Genomic DNA, 14683 nt, shown 5'->3' with positions numbered 1-14683 from the left:
ATCACACGGGATGGGCGGTGCCCCTGTCTATATCGGTTTTGTCCACTCATGGGACAGGGCCGGGGCGAGGTTTTTGGGCTGATGACCCCCGGTCTCACGTCCGAAGGGGATGCTCGACGCGGGTCTTGAAGGCGCTTGGCGGTTGGCCAGTCCAGCGCTTGAATGCGGTTGAGAAGGCGGCCTGATCTGCATACCCAAGTGAAAATGAGATCTCTGACAGAGACATCTGGTTGGTCAGGAAGGTCTGGGCCAGATCGCATCTAAGGTCGTCCACGATGTCGCGATAGCTTGTGCCTTCTTCCTTAAGGCGCCGGCTAAAGGTTCTGAGGCTCATCCCCAGGTCAGAGGCGATATTCTCGGCCTGCGGGATCGTGCCGGGCAGGGACCGGGTGATAAGCCCTTCGGTACGTGCGCGGATCGAATGATCGGGTTTCGTGCATTCTGCCAGCAGACGTTCACCGTATTCCAGCAGATGCTCACGCAGTTTAGGGTCATAAGTCGGTACCGGCACATCCAGCGCCGAGAGAGGCAGGACAATCTCAATCTTCTCCGACCCAAAGACCACTGGAAAACCTGCGAGTCTTTCAAACCTTTTGGCGTGATCCCCAACCTTGTGCTGAAACCGTATCTCAATTGGGTTCAGGTTGATCTGAGTCAGGTTCCGCATTCTTGCGAGGGCCGCGAAGATCAGAAATTCTGTGCGTCGGTGAAAACGGGCAAACCCTGCATCTTTCCAATCAGCTTCCAGAGCAGCAAAATTCCCGGCAATGCGCAGATTGAGCGCGATAGCCGGGTCAATGATTCCGTGAAAACGTGAAAGATTCTCCATTACCTGTTTCAGATCGCGTGAATACTTGCTGATATAGGCCGTCACGGTCGATGCGGATGTGACCTCAAGCCCTGTACGGGCTGCGAAGGTAATGTCTTTCGTCGCGTCACAGGCGTAGCGGACGAACAGGGCCTCTTTCTGAATACTGCAGGTTTCAACCGGAGGGGCGATTTCCTGCGGCCTGAGGCCGGTTTTCTTCAGAACAGCCCGTGACATATCATGATTGCCGCTGTGGCGATCGAGAGCCTGAATAAAGAAATGAAGACGGCCAACATTCACGTCCATCGCACAACAATACCTTACGATTACAAAATCATAGGCAGATTATCACAAAAATCTGCGTGATAGTTGGGTTTTTCGCGACCTTCTGGCAGCAGATGGCCGAACCAAAAAAAGGATTGACCGGATCGCGCATGTTCATATTGGGTCAGGCCCTCAGATAGGCTGTGTTGCCGGGTCAGCACCTTCATGGGGATGAGGTCAGAGCCGCCGGAGAAATCACCACTCTCTGTTCAGCGCTCCCCGGCACGCATTGACCTTTCGCAGATGTCGCATTGCTCTGACGTAAGGGATTTGTCACCTTGCCGTCAAAGCGGCCTATTGGTGTCGGGATCATGCAGGACCATGCTGAAATTACAGAAACCTATGGCCGGAACCTGATCGTGTTCGACGGAGAATGCGTGCTGTGTTCGGGTTTCTTCAATTTCATGCTCAGACACGATCGATCCCATCGCTTTCAGTTCGCAACCGCACAATCCCCGCTTGGCCAAAAACTCTACCAGTTGCTTGAATTGCCGACGCAGGATTTTGAAACCAATTTGGTGATCGTGGATGGGGTGATCTATCAGCACCTGGATTCGTTTGCCGCAGCGATGCGTCAGCTGCAAGGATTGTGGCGGGTGTTGTCGCTGTGCCGGTTTCTACCCAAAGCGATCAAGGACCCTGCGTATCGATTGATTGCACGGAACAGATACCGGCTGTTTGGAAGGTCCGGCACATGTTTGGTGCCCGAGCCTGATATTGTGGCGCGTTTTGCTCGTGATGGGTTTTGATGGCGGCCGACCCCTTTCTTAAGGCGTTGGGCCCGGTTGAGGATCTGCCCGAAGCTGTCAGTCAGTTGCACATGACCGACGGCCGGTTTTCCGGCCAATGTGATATTGTGCGCGGTGCTGGCATCCTGGCGTCTTTTGCGACGCGCCTGGCTGGGTTTCCGCCGAATGGACATGATGTTCCGGTTTCCGTCACGATAAGCGCCGAGGGCGAAGCCTTGTGTTGGCAGCGCGACTTTGGCGGGCATTGAACCACATCGCATCTGACCTATGACGCTAAACGAAACTGCGTCCGCGAAGATTTCGGAGCGATTTCAATCTGGCTTCAACCCAACTTGCAGAATGGGTCCTTATGCATCAAAATTCTTCGCTTGACGGTCCTTGGCATTCCGATGCCCACCTTTTCCCTGCCGCGCTCGGACACACGGGAATGGCAGGACGCGCTGGGCCGATTTCGATTTGATGTTTCCGCTGAAGCACCGGGGTTGGGGCTGCTGATCCGATACCAGGGCTGGCTCACTCTGGATCACGCAATGCACGAGGCGGGTTGAATTGATCGTGAGGTGCCCTGTGCACTTGGCAAAGTTCGACTAACCTATTTGGAACAGACAATCAGGGAAGAATTAACGATGAAACAGTTTTTCACCTTCGCCGCGCTTGCGGCCCTGGCTCTCAGTATTCCCGTGACCGCAGATGCTGCGCCGAACGGGTATCGAACAGAACCCATAAATGCCACCGATTTTGAGGTCGTCCCACGCGGCGATCAACGCACGGAAGGCTACTGGTGTGCGGCCGCAGATTATGCACGCCGGACTTTAGGATTGGGTTGGCAAGACAGGATCTACGTGTTGCGCGGATACGGGCCCAGTGTCACCACCGGGCGCAGAACGGCGGTTCAGTTTTCGATCAAGCAACCTCAATCCGTCGATGTACAACCCAGCAGCTTTGTCTCGTACGGCTTTCAGCCTGGCAACAGTGAATCTGTACAAGGTGCAAACGCACGGTGTAACTATCGGCCGTTCTTCAACGACTGATAATTTCACGGGATCACCACGATGCAGACTGAATTCGTTGTGCACACCCAAGGGGCCCGGCTTTACGAATTCACGTCTGACGTACGGAATTGGCTTGCTCAAGGGGCGTCCGATGGCGTTTTGACGTTGTTCGTCCGCCATACCTCCTGTTCCTTGCTGATTCAGGAAAATGCCGATCCTGAGGTTCAAACCGATTTGCAGACTTTTTTCGAAAGGCTTGTGCCGCCTTCCAATCACCCGGCCATGTCCTATTTACGGCACACGTATGAAGGGCCAGACGACATGCCCGCGCATATCAAGGCGACACTTATGCCTGTGTCGTTGTCGATCCCGGTGTCACGGGGTCGGATGGTGCTTGGAACCTGGCAGGGGATTTATCTGTTTGAGCACCGAACAGCGCCGCATCACAGACGTGTCGCTGCGCACCTGGTCTGACCCTTTATCTAGCGGTTGAAATTTCCGACTACCCAAACCCTAGCGGCTGCCCTATAGTTGTGGATAAGTAAGCCGGAGCGCTTACAAAAAGAGGCCGAACTTGGGACGAGGAGACGGCGGATGCGCTGCCCGTTTTGCGGAAATATCGACACTCAGGTAAAAGACTCACGCCCGGCAGAGGACCACGTGGCAATCCGCCGACGCCGGTTCTGTCCTGCCTGTGGTGGGCGGTTCACGACGTATGAGCGTGTGCAGCTGCGTGACCTGGTTGTCATCAAGACCAACGGAAAGCGCGAGGATTTCGATCGCGACAAGCTTGAGCGTTCGATACGTATCTCGATGCAGAAGCGGCCTGTTGATCCGGAACGGATAGATCAGATGATCTCGGGCATCGTGCGCCGGCTGGAAAGCATGGGCGACACGGATATTCCGTCCAACAAGATCGGCGAGATCGTTATGGAAGCTCTGGCGCGGATCGACACCGTCGCCTATGTTCGCTTTGCGAGTGTGTACAAGAATTTCCAGGCGGCCGATGATTTCGAGGAGTTTGTCCACGAACTGCGCCCGCCGCAGCCTCCGACGGACGAGTGAACGAAACAGATAAGCGATTTATGGCGCTGGCCCTGTCTTTGGGGCGGCGCGGCCAAGGAACGTGCTGGCCGAACCCCGCTGTCGGCTGCGTCATTGTGCGCGACGACCGGATCATCGGGCGTGGCTGGACCCAACCCGGTGGGCGCCCTCATGCCGAGACCGAGGCGTTGGCCCAAGCCGGACAGGCCGCAAGCGGCGCAACAGCCTACGTGACCTTGGAACCGTGTTCCCATCACGGAAAAACGCCACCTTGCGCCGAGGCGTTGATTGCGGCTGGCGTGTCACGCATTGTGGCCGCCGTGGAAGACAGCGACCCGCGTGTGGCCGGGCAGGGCTTTGCCGTGTTGCGCGAGGCGGGGATCGAGGTCGTCACAGGTGTTCTTGCAGAACAGGCCGAGCGTGATCTGGCCGGTTTTTTCTTGAAAACCGAACAGGGGCGGCCCTTTGTAACCCTAAAACTGGCCAGCAGCTTTGACGGGCGGATCGCAACTTCGACCGGGCACAGTCAATGGATCACCGGCCCAAGGGCGCGTCGCGTAGTTCATGCGATGCGCGCGCGTCATGATGCGGTCATGGTTGGGGCAGGGACGGCGCGTGCCGATGACCCCTCGCTGACCGTGCGGGAACTTGGTGTCGCGCATCAGCCCGTGCGTGTTGTGGTATCGCGCCACATGGACATATCGCTGATGGGTCAGCTGGCACGCACAGCCTCGAACATTCCCGTCTGGCTGTGTCACGCCCATCACCCGGATGCCGAGCGCGCCCGCGCCTGGGAGGTGTTGGGCGCGAAGCTGATCCCTTGCGCGTTGAAGGATCACCATATCGATGCGGTGGACTTGCTTCAGCAATTGGGGCAGGCCGGTCTGACCAGTGTTTTCTGCGAAGGCGGGGCCGCTCTTGCGGCGTCTCTTCTGGCCGAAGATCTGGTGGATGAACTGATCGGCTTCACTGCCGGGCTGACCATCGGGGCCGACGGGCTTTCAGCGGTTGGATCATTGGGCCTTGAAACGTTGGAGGCTGCGCCGCGATTCCAGCTTGTTGAAACGCTGAACGTGGGGGGGGATATCCTGCACCGGTGGCGCAAAATGCCGCTTTAGGATCAACGCCAAAGATGGGCGTGTGTCGCAAACACGCCCTGAAGTTTTGACAGCATACGATTGAACGGACCCGTAGGGGTAGAGTGCCCCTGCGACAGACGCTCTGCCGCCACTTCAACGGGGCAGGGTTGGCGAGTGATGGGATCGAAGTAGCGGGGATAATCGATCAGGGCGGCATGGACCAAACCCATCAGTGATGGTCTTGCGCCCCGCCGGACCGGGACTGCCCCAAGGTCGGTGGTCAGACCCCAACCGGCGTAAAACGGAGCACCCAACGTCGTGACCTTTACCCCACGCAACAAAGCCTCGAACCCCAGAAGTGAGGTCATCGTCCACACCTCTTGGACGTGGGGCAGCAGCGCGGCGGGATCTGTGTGGGGCAGGACAACGTCAGCCAATGCCGCCGCGTCGATTCTGCCTTCGCGCAATCCGGCTTCGACATCGGGATGCGGCTTGTAAATCAGGATCGCGTTTGGATTGGCGTCTCGTGCGGCTTGCAAAAGATCCTGATTATTGCGCACCGTGCTGGCGCCCAAGAGGATCGAAGCATCATCCTCGACCTGCCCCGGCACCAGAATACGATGCCCTTCAGGCAAGACGGGGGTGGGCTGACCCGTGTTGTATTTACTCAACCCCTCAGTCAGCAACCGATCGATCAGGCGCTCGGCCCGCAATTCCTGATCCGGGCGCAGAGTTTCTCGCCGACTGATCAGGTCTTCCAACTGGCTGGGTTTTGTGGGGTCGTAGTAAATGCCGATGTCATCCGTCACCAACGAAAGCGGCGGCACAAGCTCTGCCCCCAATCCACGTGATCTGAGAAATCCGTCTTCGACCCGTACCGCCCCTTCGATGTTTCGCGCCTGACTGGCCCAGGCCATATGCGGGCGATCAGAGGTTTCGGGCTGCGTGGTTGTAAAGCGCAGCTTTCTGTGTTGCCCGAAAATCTGTTGTAGATGTTTGCGTTTCCACAATCGCATACCCGAGGCGGTCCATCCGTTCCGATCCTGCCGCCAGGCGCGCGTTTGCGCCTCAAGCGTGTCTAGCACTGTTTCCAGATCGCAGGTCTTGTCCCGATAGGGATCATACCATGTGGGGTACAGCAGCATGGCTGCCGCGAAAAGCTGCGCCCGGGTCAGGTTGCGCTGTCGGCGCGCAATCGGGTCTTCATCCCGTGTCAGGCCCCATCCGGCGTAAAAGGGTTTGCCAAAAACGCGTGGATTGTGCCCGGCCAAAATGGCTTCAAACCCCAGTTGCGAAGACACCGTGTAGACTGCGACAGCACCTTCCAGAAGAGGCCAGGGACTGATCGGGTCGCGGAACAGCGAGATCCGATCTGAAAGGTCCTGATCGGTGAAATGCCCGTGGCGATGACCCGCCTGAGTTTCCGGATGCGTCTTGATCAGGATACGTGCCCCGGGGTTTTCCTCTTGCGCGACGAACAGCATTTCAAGGAAGCGGGCCCGGTCTGCGCCGCTGGCTGTGACCGCAGCGTCGCCAACTGTCTGATCTATGACCAGAACATATCCGGGGTCAGGCGGGGCCAGGTCCAGATCAAAAGCGGAATATTTGCTGAGTTGATTTTCTTTGATCCGTTCGATCGCAGCCCGAGCACGGTTCAGCAGTGCGGTGTCGTCCAGCGGGTCAGTGATCAGGATCTTCTCAAGATCCGATGGTCCGGACGCGTCGAAATGCAGGCCCGAGCGATCCAGCAGCAAGCCCAAGGGGGGCTCTCCCTCGCGTCCTGGATGTAACGATCTGAGGAACGCGTCTTCAATACGCAAAACCGGCGCGCCGTGTTTTTCGGCAACCTTTTGACCCCGATGGGCCGTGGGGCTGTTGCCCCAGACTCCTACGTAATCCCGGCTTTGGGGAATGCCCAGGCGAACATCGTAGCCAGAAAGAGACAGGATTCGCCTAAGACGCTTTTGCGTCAAAAACCCGCCATTATAGACAAACAACCGGGTGCGACTGACCTCGGCTGAGCTGTCTGCATCAGGGATCATGCATCAGCTGCCTGTCAGCGTGGCAACGTTTGCAAGGGGCGTCAGGCCACCAGCGATAAGCGAGATCGATTTGCTCCACTGAGAATAGGGCGCTTCGGTCACGTAGATCGTGTCGTCATCGCGGATCACAAAGTCTCGAGCGATGAACAGGCCGTTGGGTGCTGTCAAGTTCAGCAGATAGATTACGCGCTGGTCGCCTTTCAGATCAGCGCGCCCGGTGATGTTGCGAGCCACACTCTCGCGTTCCTTGCGCAGGATGAAAATACCTGTCGGGTCCGACGACAGCGTCAACAAGCCGCCCACCTGGGCCAGAGCCTCAAGCGCAGACAAGTCCTGGCTTTCAAATGCTACGCGGGACTGACCGCCCGTGGCGCCCAGGGCGATATAAGATCTGCTGTCTTCTTCCACTAGGATACGATCACCGCCACGCAGGGCCACATCCAGTTTGGGGTTGCGGTACAGGTCCTCGTACCAGACGGTGCCTTTCTGGCCCCCTCGGATCAAAGTCACCAGCGCGATATCGGACGCGACCGAGACGCCCCCGGCTTGAGACAACATGCCCAGCAAGGACCGGGTGGGCCGTTCGATCGGGTAAATTCCTGGTGCCCCAACGGTACCGGTCAGCGAAACGGTGGACCCGTCGCCCGCCACGCGTCGTACTTCAACTTGCGGGTCGGGCGTCTGTTCCCGCAATTTGTTCGTGATCAGAACACGCAATTGCTCTGGCGTGTTTCCTGCGGCGCGCATCCGGCCTGCATAGGGGACAAAGATGAAACCCTCGCTGTCGACTTGAACTTCGTCCAGCGCGGTCGCTGTGCCGGTTTCCCCCGACAGAAGGCCATCATCGACGTTTTCCCAGATGGTCAGACCCAGCACATCGCCGGGCCGCACCGTGTCGGCAGTTAGAGTTTGGGCGCTGCTGAACGAGGAAGAGAAGCCGAATTGCGGAATGGCTGAAGTGGCACGCGTTACCCGATCATCGACTTCGACGACAAAAGCGTTGCCACCATTCTGAACGGAACCGGCCAGAATCTCGGTTTTGTTCGGCCCGGATTTCGGAAGCTGACAGGCGGCCAGCAAACCGATTGCTACCACAAGGGACGCCCCCCGCATCCAACGCATAGGAGAGATGTTCACTGCCGGATATCCTCAGTCTTTTTTTGTACTTGGGCGCAGCCTACCCGGTCAGGCGCTCAACTTCCAGTCACAGAGTGGCCCTGTCCTTCGACGATTCTCAACTGTGGCGTCCACGCCTCGTTCTTGTTGAGGATCGCTTGATAAGGGTCATTGGCGTTTAGCATCATGTCTGCCGCACGCCGCAAAACCTGCCGCCGTCCACGGCGGGAATAGAACCCGCCCGGCACCTGACTGGTTTCCAAAAGGAACTTCCGGTAGCAGCGGTAGGCTTCGTTGTCGGGGCGTTTCGGGTTCGCAAAAAACGCCGCAATCGGTTGCTGAGATACGAATTCGGGCTTGTCATAAACCGACCGCCCGAAGATCCGCAGGGGAATGCCGCGCCACAAAACCTGCTGCCCTGCCGTCGAGTTCACGGTCACGGCCGAATGCGCCTCATCCAAAAGCTTGGCCAGTTTTCCGCCGGGGACATAGTGAACCCGTTCTTGGATACCGTGTTGTCTTGCGCGTTCTGTCGCGTGACGTCGCAATGGTTCGCGGTGGTTTTCCAACGGGTGCTCTTTGATAACCAGCCTGTGATGGGCGGGCGCGCCCTGCGCGAAGCCCTCGATCGCCTGATCCAGAAATTCGCACATACCAGAATAGCCGGAATGTGCCCGGACCGAGCTGTCATGCCCCAATTGCAGCAGAACAAGGTGATACGGATAGCCGCCCCACCTGACCCGGGCTGTCGCAAGACTACGGCGCAGTCTATGAAAAGGCATCAATATCAGCCGCTTAAAGTAAAGCTTGAACTCAGTTGACACCGGCAGTTCCCGATGTCTTCGGAAGTTGCGGTATCGTCCATTCAGGAACATCACGAACCAATGATAGAGGGCACCGTAGAAAATGTGCTGCCGCATGTCCCCCCAATGTGATGGTGGAGGGGGCGTGCTGCTTTCTGCCACTTTCAATGCCTGCCGCATTTGTGCCGCATCCAGCGACATGAGCCGAGAGTTCCCGTTTGACCCGTTCCGCTCATACGTCACCCACCAAGGGCGCAGGTAGCCTTCTTCGAACACATGAACAGTGACCCCGCGCGCTTTCGTGGCTTGAATGGCTTGTGCGTGGATCGGACGTGTGTCCCCATAGAGTACGATATCGGTGACGCCCTTTTCGCTGACGATCGCGTTCAGGGTATTTGGCCAAGCGTCAGGATTGTCCAGGAACGGGATAAAACTTGCCTTGTCGAACCAGAACGCCTGATCGCCGGCGTTGAACCCAACGCGCCAGACCTGCGCCCCCGTGGCGCGCAGCATTCTCCCCAATGCCGAAAAAAACGGCCCATGTGGTCCCTGAAGGAACAGAAATACGCGGTCTTTTGGGCCTGAAGGCGCATACTGCATCTGGACTGCTCGTTTGGTTTTTATTGTCAATATTATGCCTGTTTGAACAAAGTACGGCAAGGCAGGGCTTGCCCGCGCGGTCCGATACGCTTACCTCGGCTGTGATAGTCAGGCACAGGGTAGAGACTGAGGGTTAACGGAATGTTCACAGGGATCGTCACCGACATAGGCACCGTCACCGAACTGGAGCAGAATGGAGACCTGCGTGCCCGGATCAAAACGGCTTATGAAACTGCTGGCATAGATATCGGAGCCTCGATTGCCAGCGACGGCGTGTGTCTGACAGTGATCGCTTTGGGCGATGATTGGTATGACGTTCAGATCAGTGCCGAGACGGTCTCAAAAACCAACCTCGATACTTGGACAATCGGCAAACCCGTCAATCTTGAGCGTGCGCTCAAGGTCGGCGATGAGCTCGGTGGCCATATCGTGTCCGGTCACGTGGATGGCGTGGCCGAAGTGGTTGCGGTCGAAGACGAAGGTGACAGCACCCGCGTGACCTTGCGTGCGCCCAAAGATCTGGCGCGGTTTGTTGCCCCAAAGGGTTCGGTTGCGCTGAATGGTACTTCGTTGACAGTCAACGAAGTGAAAGAGTGCGATTTCGGTATCAACTTCATTCCGCACACCAAAGAGGTGACCACCTGGGGCAATGTCCAAGTAGGTGATCGGGTCAACCTTGAGATCGATACGTTAGCCCGCTACGTGGCGCGTCTGGCCGAGATGTCCTGATACGTCGCGTCGGTCCCGAGCGGCGCCGTTTGCAGGCTGGTCTTTGGGGCCTGAGTGGTCTATTCCGCCGTGCAAACACGCCATCTGAAAGGCTGCCCCATGAGCTTTGAAACCCCCGGTCCAGTTGAGGCCCAGCTGCGCGACGCGATCAGCCCGATCGAAGACATCATCGAAGAGGCACGTGCAGGCCGGATGTATATTCTGGTCGACCACGAAGATCGCGAGAACGAAGGTGATCTGGTGATCGCCGCCGAATTCGCCGATGCCGAGGCAATCAACTTCATGGCCACCCATGGGCGCGGCCTGATTTGTTTGCCAATGACGGCAGAACGGGTGGATGCATTGGGTCTGCCGATGATGGCCGTGAACAACTCGTCCCGGCACGAGACCGCATTCACAGTGTCAATTGAAGCACGCGAAGGTGTCAGCACGGGAATTTCCGCCGCTGACCGTGCGCTGACTGTGGCAACCGCGATCAACGAACAAAACACGATGGCGCATATCGCCACCCCAGGCCATATCTTCCCTTTGCGGGCCAAGCGGGGCGGGGTGCTGGTGCGCGCGGGTCATACCGAGGCGGCCGTTGATATCTCGCGTCTGGCAGGGCTGAACCCGTCTGGCGTGATTTGTGAGATCATGAAACCCGACGGCACCATGGCGCGCCTGCCTGATCTGGTTGAATTCGCGCAGGCGCACGACATGAAGATCGGCACGATCAGTGACCTGATCAGCTATCGTTCGCGCAATGACAATCTGGTGGTGGAAACCTCGCGTCAGACTGTCACGTCAGAGTATGGCGGCGCATGGGAGATGCGGATTTTCACCGATCAGACCCACGGAATCGAACATGTGGTCATGATCAAAGGTGACATTACCACGCCAGAACCGGTTCTGACCCGTACGCACGCACTGCATGAAGCGCCGGATATTCTGGGCCTTGGACCGAAGTCTTCACGTGAATTGCCGCGCGCGATGGAGAAGATCGCCGAAGAGGGGCGAGGTGTTGTCTGTCTGTTCCGGCAACCGCGCAACTCGCTTTACGCTGTTGATGATGATGGCCCGCGAACCATTAAGCAGACTGGCCTTGGCGCGCAGATTTTGTCCAAGATGGGCGTTCAGAAACTGGTGTTGCTGACCGACTCGCCGGAAACCGTGTATCTAGGGCTCGACGCGTTTGGACTGTCCATCGTGGGTACCCGTTCAATTCTAAAGGAAGAGTGAGCTCATGGCTGAACAAGACAAACACGGCATCCTGCCGACGCCCAGTTTCGACAAGCCAGTGAAGCTGCTGATCGTGGCGGCCCCGTTCTATCGCGCCATTGCCGACAATCTGATCGCTGGGGCCAAGGCCGAGATCGAAGCGGCAGGCGGCACCAGTGACGTCGTTGAAGTGCCCGGCGCGCTGGAGATCCCCACCGCTATTGCGATGGCTGACCGTCAGTGCAATTTCGACGGTTATGTTGCGCTGGGCTGCGTTATCCGTGGTGAGACCACGCATTATGAGACCGTCTGCAACGACTCGAGCCGTGCCATCCAACTGATGGGCCTGCAAGGGCTGTGCATCGGCAACGGTATTCTGACTGTCGAGAACGACGAACAGGCCGAAGTGCGTGCCGACCCCGAAAAGATGAATAAAGGCGGAGGAGCCGCCGCTGCGGCCTTGCATCTTATCGCACTCAGCCGTAAGTGGGGCTCTTCCAAAAAGGGCGTTGGCTTCAAGCCGCCGTCCGAGTCCATCCTTGTGGCGGGCGACAGCAATGGACCCACGACAGCATGACCAAGACAGACGCGCCGAAGCCGGCCAACCAGAAACGCCTGATGAAATCTGCCGCCCGGCTTTATGCCGTGCAAGCGCTGTTCCAAATGGAACAGTCGGGCCAGACGACCGAACAGGTTGTGAATGAGTTTCTGGATCACCGTTTTGGTGCCGTCTACGAGGGCGATGAAATGCTGGATGGCGACATTAGCGTGTTCCGGTCGCTGATCGACAACGCGGTGAACTATCAGGCCACGATCGATCAGATGACCGACCGTGCTCTGGTCGCCAAATGGCCGATCGCGCGCATCGACCCGACCCTGCGCGCAGTATTCCGCGCAGCGGGTGCCGAACTGACCCAAAGCAATACGCCGCCCAAGGTGGTCATTACTGAGTTTGTCGATGTCGCGCGCGCTTTCTTCCCCGAAGGTAAAGAGCCCAAATTCGTCAATGCCGTGCTTGACCACATGGCGCGCGAGGCACAGCCCGAAGCGTTCTGAACGCAGCAGAACGGCGCTGAAAAAAGGCGCGGTGGTCGAGTGACCAATCCGCGCCCGAACTTCTGAAATACTTTCTCAAAAACATCGACGAATTCGACCACTCACAGGTTTTATCCACGGCTTGAACTGCCTAGCGTCTTCAAACGTCCAAACTCGTTATCGTTTCCGATAGGGTGTGGGCGAAAACAGCCCCAATTGCATCGCTTGCACCAAGGCGGATTCACGGGTAGGAGCCTGCAGTTTCTGACGTGCACTTTGCAAATGGGCGCGGACCGTAATCTCGGACAGGTTCAGCCTGTCTGCGATCCTGCCGGGCCGTTACCTGATGCATTTCGGGGCGGTCCGAGGCCAGAACGACCAGTTTTGCTTCGTTCTCGGGGCAGGGGTCACCAGCGAAAATAGGTGAATATAGCCTACGTTGCTCAGCCCGTGATTCAACCCCAGGGCCAGATCAGAATGACCATCTTCGGCGCGCAGCCTGGCCGCTTGTACATACAGACTTTTGGTGCCGTTAAAGACCTGCGCCAGCATCGGGTCAGCCTCGGTATGTCCCCCGCGTTTATATTGGTTCAGTCAGGGTTTAGACATCGAACTGCGCACCCAGTGAATCTGTCCTGTCTTTGGTGTGAAACGCAAAATGTTTAGGGCGTTGACGCCCAGTTCAGCCAATCGGTTTAGGGTGAATTCCCAGCGATCGCTGTCAATCGGATATGAAGAAAAGTCGTCAACAAGGTCCAGAACGAATTGGTCCCGCGCGCTCATGGCGTCTCTGTTAAATTGCCGCACTTGGTGTGGTTTACTGCACCCAAGCATGCGCTATCATATTCGCGATAGGCAAGGAGAGATGCGATGCCGAAACTGATCCGCCTGTATATCACACAAGTTGCCTGGGGTTTTGTTATTTCGGCCGTTTTCGTCGGCGTGTTATTGGCGCTGAACGTTGCTAACCTGCGCCACTTGATTACTGGCTCCGAAGTCGGCCTGGTCGCTCTGGTGATGATCTGGTTCATGAATGGTATCGTCTTTGCCGGTGTTCAGTTCGCTTACAAGATCATGAGCATGGCAGAAAAGCCCCAGGGTCCACGCCGGGGAACACCGGTCGTTCACAGCTTTGAACCGGCAACGGTCAAACAGGAGGCCCACGCAGGGCGCTGATATTTCGTGGAAAGTGCGGCGGGACCACCAGTCAACCGTGTGGTTTGATTCCCGAGGACCTGTATGTACAGGTGGGCGCCAGGTAATCAGGCCAGGACCTGAACAGAGCCAGCCCCCTCGGAATTGCTTAAGGCCACCAGAATGCTACCTGTCACAAGAAGGGCAGAACCCGCCACGCGCTTAAGTAGGGCGTCTGACGGGTTCGCACAAGGGGTTACGCATCAACAGTTTCGTGCATCGCTGTGCGCATCTTGCCGAAATGTTCGTCCCAGCCGTTGTCCAGTGCCAAGATCAGGCCGAAGGCCTCGGCGGTTTGCGGCAATCCTTCGTGCAGCAGGCTCAGTCGTGTCCCGCCCGCAACAGGGGTCAGCGTCCATTTGACTACGCTGACGGCGTCACCCATCGGTTTGACGGTGAAGGTATACTCCAGATATTCCGGCGCGCGCGCCTCGCGCACTTCCCCCCAGATCAGAAGATCGCCGCTGGTGGTCCCGAACATCTCAAGCTTTTGTCCCCTTGCCAATGTGCGCTGGGGTTTGTGAAACCATTCCGCCAGCCGTTCGGGCTCGGTCAAATAGGCCCATACGGTTTCCGGTTTGGCCCGCAGAAAGATCGTTTTTTGCAATACAGAATCGGTCATTTTTCTTCCCCTTCAACAGCTTCCTTGAGAGAATTGAGGCGATCATCCCAGAATTGGTCAAAGTAGCTGAGCCAATCCAGAACAGGGGCCATCCCAAGTGGTTCAAGTCGGTTAATACGTTCTCGACCGCGCACTTCGACCGAGATCAACCCTCCATCAGACAGCACCGTCAGGTGTTTCTTGACCGCAGCGCGGGTCATGTCGAACCGGTCGGTCAACTGCCCGATCGTCATGTCCTGAACCGCGAGCAGTTGCACGATGCCTCTGCGGGTTGGGTCCGCAAGCGCGCGAAACGCGTTTTGAGTTTGGTTTTCCATAAGCACCCTCAAGTGAGATACCATTAGGT

Annotated in this window: 18 protein-coding genes and 1 pseudogene; 11 read left to right on the top strand and 8 right to left on the bottom strand. The window is 57.4% G+C overall.

What is annotated here, in order from left to right; all coding sequences use genetic code 11:
- Positions 1–94: 94 nt before the first annotated feature.
- Positions 95–1045, bottom strand: coding sequence for a helix-turn-helix domain-containing protein (locus AC2FJZ_RS02365; RefSeq protein ID WP_496775945.1), 951 nt, complete (start codon positions 1043–1045; stop codon positions 95–97).
- A gap of 398 nt (positions 1046–1443) precedes the next feature.
- On the opposite strand from AC2FJZ_RS02365, the gene AC2FJZ_RS02360 reads away from it, so the two are divergent.
- The 6 genes and pseudogenes from AC2FJZ_RS02360 (at position 1444) to ribD (ending at position 5035) form a co-directional block, all read left to right on the top strand.
- Entirely contained in the window at positions 1444–1881 is a 438-nt protein-coding gene (locus tag AC2FJZ_RS02360) for a thiol-disulfide oxidoreductase DCC family protein (protein ID WP_496775944.1), read from the top strand.
- Positions 1881–2429: pseudogene (locus tag AC2FJZ_RS02355) on the top strand (DUF4166 domain-containing protein). Before AC2FJZ_RS02360 ends, AC2FJZ_RS02355 begins: the two are co-directional and overlap by 1 nt.
- A 78-nt stretch (positions 2430–2507) precedes the next feature.
- The gene (locus AC2FJZ_RS02350; RefSeq protein WP_050602695.1) at positions 2508–2912 is read left to right on the top strand and encodes a hypothetical protein; all 405 of its coding nucleotides are present in this window, start codon (positions 2508–2510) and stop codon (positions 2910–2912) included.
- A gap of 21 nt (positions 2913–2933) precedes the next feature.
- Positions 2934–3347 carry a secondary thiamine-phosphate synthase enzyme YjbQ gene (locus AC2FJZ_RS02345; RefSeq protein WP_496775943.1) on the top strand — a complete coding sequence of 138 codons (414 nt, stop codon included), beginning with the start codon at positions 2934–2936 and terminating at the stop codon, positions 3345–3347.
- Between the two features lie 120 nt (positions 3348–3467).
- Positions 3468–3938, top strand: coding sequence for a transcriptional regulator NrdR (nrdR, locus tag AC2FJZ_RS02340; protein ID WP_050602693.1), 471 nt, complete (start codon positions 3468–3470; stop codon positions 3936–3938).
- On the top strand, positions 3935–5035 hold the full coding sequence (ribD, locus tag AC2FJZ_RS02335; RefSeq protein WP_496775942.1) for a bifunctional diaminohydroxyphosphoribosylaminopyrimidine deaminase/5-amino-6-(5-phosphoribosylamino)uracil reductase RibD: 1101 nt from the start codon (positions 3935–3937) through the stop codon (positions 5033–5035). The genes nrdR and ribD overlap by 4 nt, the downstream gene beginning before the upstream one ends.
- A 2-nt stretch (positions 5036–5037) precedes the next feature.
- Here the strand turns inward: ribD and AC2FJZ_RS02330 are convergent, their stop codons facing one another.
- The 3 genes from AC2FJZ_RS02330 to AC2FJZ_RS02320 form a co-directional block, all read right to left on the bottom strand.
- A complete protein-coding gene (locus AC2FJZ_RS02330) occupies positions 5038–7038 on the bottom strand; it encodes a capsule polysaccharide biogenesis protein (protein WP_496775941.1) in 2001 nt (666 codons plus the stop codon).
- Between the two features lie 3 nt (positions 7039–7041).
- A complete protein-coding gene (locus AC2FJZ_RS02325) occupies positions 7042–8160 on the bottom strand; it encodes a polysaccharide biosynthesis/export family protein (protein WP_050602690.1) in 1119 nt (372 codons plus the stop codon).
- 71 nt (positions 8161–8231) lie between these two features.
- Positions 8232–9557 (bottom strand): capsule polysaccharide biogenesis protein, encoded by a 1326-nt coding sequence (locus AC2FJZ_RS02320; protein WP_496667935.1) that lies wholly within the window; start codon positions 9555–9557, stop codon positions 8232–8234.
- Between the two features lie 141 nt (positions 9558–9698).
- On the opposite strand from AC2FJZ_RS02320, the gene AC2FJZ_RS02315 reads away from it, so the two are divergent.
- The 4 genes from AC2FJZ_RS02315 to nusB all read left to right on the top strand — a co-directional run bounded on the left by AC2FJZ_RS02315 (position 9699) and on the right by nusB (position 12542).
- On the top strand, positions 9699–10286 hold the full coding sequence (locus AC2FJZ_RS02315) for a riboflavin synthase (RefSeq protein ID WP_050602688.1): 588 nt from the start codon (positions 9699–9701) through the stop codon (positions 10284–10286).
- 99 nt (positions 10287–10385) lie between these two features.
- The gene (gene ribB / locus AC2FJZ_RS02310) at positions 10386–11507 is read left to right on the top strand and encodes a 3,4-dihydroxy-2-butanone-4-phosphate synthase (protein WP_050602687.1); all 1122 of its coding nucleotides are present in this window, start codon (positions 10386–10388) and stop codon (positions 11505–11507) included.
- A 4-nt stretch (positions 11508–11511) separates the two neighbouring features.
- Positions 11512–12063, top strand: a complete 552-nt coding sequence (locus AC2FJZ_RS02305) for a 6,7-dimethyl-8-ribityllumazine synthase (protein ID WP_496775940.1) — start codon at positions 11512–11514, stop codon at positions 12061–12063.
- On the top strand, positions 12060–12542 hold the full coding sequence (nusB, locus tag AC2FJZ_RS02300) for a transcription antitermination factor NusB (protein ID WP_496775939.1): 483 nt from the start codon (positions 12060–12062) through the stop codon (positions 12540–12542). The genes AC2FJZ_RS02305 and nusB overlap by 4 nt, the downstream gene beginning before the upstream one ends.
- A gap of 156 nt (positions 12543–12698) precedes the next feature.
- On the opposite strand, the gene AC2FJZ_RS02295 is transcribed toward nusB, so the two are convergent.
- On the bottom strand, positions 12699–12836 hold the full coding sequence (locus AC2FJZ_RS02295; RefSeq protein WP_496726416.1) for a hypothetical protein: 138 nt from the start codon (positions 12834–12836) through the stop codon (positions 12699–12701).
- Positions 12837–13115: 279 nt separating this feature from the next.
- Positions 13116–13304 carry a hypothetical protein gene (locus AC2FJZ_RS02290; RefSeq protein WP_496775938.1) on the bottom strand — a complete coding sequence of 63 codons (189 nt, stop codon included), beginning with the start codon at positions 13302–13304 and terminating at the stop codon, positions 13116–13118.
- Positions 13305–13391: 87 nt separating this feature from the next.
- Here AC2FJZ_RS02290 and AC2FJZ_RS02285 point away from each other — a divergent pair, with 87 nt between their 5' ends.
- Complete coding sequence (locus AC2FJZ_RS02285) at positions 13392–13697, top strand: hypothetical protein (protein WP_050602682.1); 306 nt, start codon at positions 13392–13394, stop codon at positions 13695–13697.
- Positions 13698–13911: 214 nt separating this feature from the next.
- On the opposite strand, the gene AC2FJZ_RS02280 is transcribed toward AC2FJZ_RS02285, so the two are convergent.
- Both AC2FJZ_RS02280 and AC2FJZ_RS02275 read right to left on the bottom strand, forming a co-directional pair.
- Positions 13912–14337, bottom strand: a complete 426-nt coding sequence (locus tag AC2FJZ_RS02280; protein WP_496775937.1) for an SRPBCC family protein — start codon at positions 14335–14337, stop codon at positions 13912–13914.
- Positions 14334–14654 (bottom strand): ArsR/SmtB family transcription factor, encoded by a 321-nt coding sequence (locus AC2FJZ_RS02275; protein ID WP_496775936.1) that lies wholly within the window; start codon positions 14652–14654, stop codon positions 14334–14336. The genes AC2FJZ_RS02280 and AC2FJZ_RS02275 overlap by 4 nt, the downstream gene beginning before the upstream one ends.
- Positions 14655–14683 lie beyond the last annotated feature (29 nt).

Source organism: Ruegeria sp. CDSA079 (genome assembly GCF_059612245.1).
Note: the sequence above shows the minus strand (reverse complement) of the source record. Positions and strands in the feature narration are given on the sequence as shown.